We start from the raw sequence: 1,550 nt of genomic DNA, 5'->3' as shown, positions 1-1,550 counted from the left end.
GCCTTGCGCTTCAACCCAGGCATCACCGTTGTCAGCCTTAACAATGTTGAAAGGCATGATTTCGATATCGCGTTGAACTTCTTCATCTTCAAAACGACGACCGATTAGACGCTTGATAGCGAATAGGGTGTTTTGAGGGTTAGTAACCGCTTGACGCTTCGCAGGTTGACCAACTAGCGTCTCACCTTCAGTGTATGCGATTACCGAGGCTGTTGTGCGTTCGCCTTCAGTATTTTCTAGTACGCGAGGTTTGTCGCCGTCAAGTACGGCAACACATGAATTTGTTGTCCCTAAGTCAATACCGATAATTTTACTCATAATAAGACCTCTCTTATTAAAATTATTTTTTCTAATGCAAAATATGTAATTCTATTCTTCTATATGAGTACAAGCGTTTAAGTCTTGCACTCTAGTGGTGATAAACAGCAATATTTTTAGACAAGGTTAGTAAAATCGAATACTAAAATCACCTTATCCGATCCTGTTTCCCCAGTCATTATTTGTGGATTGAGATCTGACGGGGTTGCATTGCTTCTGGGACTTCACGGACGAGGTCTACGTGCAGTAAACCATTTCCCATACTCGCTGCTTTAACGGTTACGTAGTCAGCCATCTGGAATTTACGTTCAAAGTTACGCTCTGCGATCCCTTGATAAAGGTAATTAGGTTTAGTTTCTACAGGCTGAACTTCACCGGAAACGATTAACATATTTTCGTTCTGGGTAAGAGTTAGTGCATCTTCAGAAAAACCAGCTACAGCCATCGTAATACGATAGTTGTTTTCGTCTTTCTGCTCGATGTTGTATGGAGGGTAGCCATTACAAGATGGCTTATTCGTGCTACTCTCCGCTAGGTTAAATAGACGTTCAAAACCAATGGCATGACGGTATAGCGGAGAAAAATCTACATTACGCATAATACTATCCTCATAAATAAGCAATAGTTCTTAGTGTTTAGTACACCAAGACCGGAGACAGACTCTATTGCACCACGTAGGCGCCGTAAGACATATGTTCCAGGTGTTAACAGGTTTAAGGAACTCGCTAATGTCGCATACTACAACGTCAACGTTCCTTGATTACAATTGCCCTAGCTTCCCTAAGAAGGCGAAGTGGGCAACTTAAGAACTTCATCTGTCAGTTCGTTTTTTTAAAATATTATCCCAAGAGAAACCTGTCAATATTAACATTAGTTTTTTTTGGTCATTTATAAATTGTTAATTTAGCAAAAGCGCTAGCTCGATTCTGTCAGATTCGATCTAACAGGTTCTTCGCTGGCTCATTCCTACACACAACCCAAATCGCGGGCCTGGATCTGTCAGCATATAATGTATTTTAATGTGACACCCTAAGCGCCAAAACGCACATCAAAACAAAACCCTGAGCACTTAAACGTCCCCTCCCCCTTTGTCACAAATCGCAATGCTGGAAATACTGACCCGTAGTTGGTGTACAGAATGATGTGATCCGCTCGCTCGTGAAGAAACCATTCACCAAAGCCAGCGCCATTTAATTCGATGAAAAAGTCACGGATTTCATGGAAAGCAAAAC

Annotated in this window: 2 protein-coding genes and 1 pseudogene; all 3 read right to left on the bottom strand. The window is 41.6% G+C overall.

The window, feature by feature from the left end; genetic code table 11:
* Window positions 1-318 (bottom strand): Hsp70 family protein (locus AB4496_RS16055; RefSeq protein ID WP_372131352.1); only part of this gene is annotated, 318 nt, incomplete at its 3' end.
* Between the two features lie 178 nt (window positions 319-496).
* Window positions 497-916, bottom strand: coding sequence for an Hsp20 family protein (locus AB4496_RS16050; RefSeq protein ID WP_017091829.1), 420 nt, complete (start codon window positions 914-916; stop codon window positions 497-499).
* Window positions 917-1,347: 431 nt separating this feature from the next.
* Window positions 1,348-1,550: pseudogene (locus AB4496_RS16045) on the bottom strand (hypothetical protein); the annotation flags it as partial.

Origin of the sequence: Vibrio sp. 10N.222.46.A1 (genome assembly GCF_041473595.1) — a bacterium.
Classification (GTDB): domain Bacteria; phylum Pseudomonadota; class Gammaproteobacteria; order Enterobacterales; family Vibrionaceae; genus Vibrio; species Vibrio tasmaniensis_A.
Note: the sequence above shows the minus strand (reverse complement) of the source record. Positions and strands in the feature narration are given on the sequence as shown.